This window comes from Burkholderia territorii (assembly GCF_902833055.1).
Classification (GTDB): Bacteria; Pseudomonadota; Gammaproteobacteria; order Burkholderiales; family Burkholderiaceae; genus Burkholderia; species Burkholderia territorii.
Window position 1 is genome coordinate 1 of the sequence record NZ_CADFEJ010000054.1, and the last position, 996, is coordinate 996.

The 996-nt window shown below is 70.9% G+C and carries 1 protein-coding gene; it reads right to left on the reverse strand.

Annotated elements, in window-relative coordinates; translation table 11 throughout:
• On the reverse strand, window positions 1-996 hold a 996-nt coding region (locus tag HW466_RS32160), incomplete at both ends, for a YadA family autotransporter adhesin (RefSeq protein WP_414144157.1).

Consider the following 996-nt stretch of genomic DNA (forward strand, 5'->3'; position numbering starts at 1 on the left):
CTGGTTCACGTTCACCGCGTCGGTGCCCTGCGTGCCCGCCGCGACGTTCACGACCTGCCGCGCCGATTCCGCCGAGCCGACCGCGACCACGTTCGAGCGGCCGCCGTCGTTGCTGCCCGCGCCGATCGCCGTCGAGTTGTTGCCCGAGGCGGTGGAACCCACGCCGATGGCGGTGGAGCCGTTGCCAGACGCCGTCGAGTTGTTGCCGACCGCCGTGCTGTTCGAGCCAGACGCGACCGAGCCCGAGCCGCCGGCCGACGAGTTCGAACCGCTCGCACCCGGCGGTACATTGCCGCCGGCGGGATTCGACGTGTACGACCCGCCAAGATTGGTCGTGCGCTGATCGATCAGCGTCGTCAGCTGGTTCGCGACCGAATCGAGCTGCGACACGTTCACCGCGTCCGTGCCGTTCTTGCCGGCGGCGAGCCCGGTGATCTGCCGGTTGCCGACGTTCACTTCACCGGCCGACGACTGCGGGCTGCTCAGGCCATACGCGACGTAGTTCGTCAGCGCGCCGACCGTCGTCAGCGAACCGGCGCCCAACGCGACGCTGTTCGCGAACGTTGCCGACGCACCCGCGCCGAGCGCGAGCGCATCGGTCGCGGTGCTGCGGGCACCCGAGCCAAGCGCGACGCTGCCCACGCTGACCGCCGCCGCGTTCGCGCCCTGTGCCACCGACTGCGCACCGATTGCCGCCGCGCCGCTGCCCAGTGCAATGGCGTCAGCCTGCGCGGAACTTGCCGCCTGCCCGATCGCGACGCCGCCGGGCGCGGTCTGATCCACGATCGCGCCGTTGCCGATGCCGACACCGTTGTCGCCGTTGACGACCGTCGTCGGCCCGACCGCGACCGATTCCGCGCCGACGGCCAGCGAATCCGCCGCCGTCGAATTCGCGTGGAAGTACTTCTGGCCCGTGACCGCGAACGACTGCAATGCGCCGGTCAACTGCCGCACCGTCACCGCGTCTTGCTGGCCGGTGCCGTCCGCGACATTGGT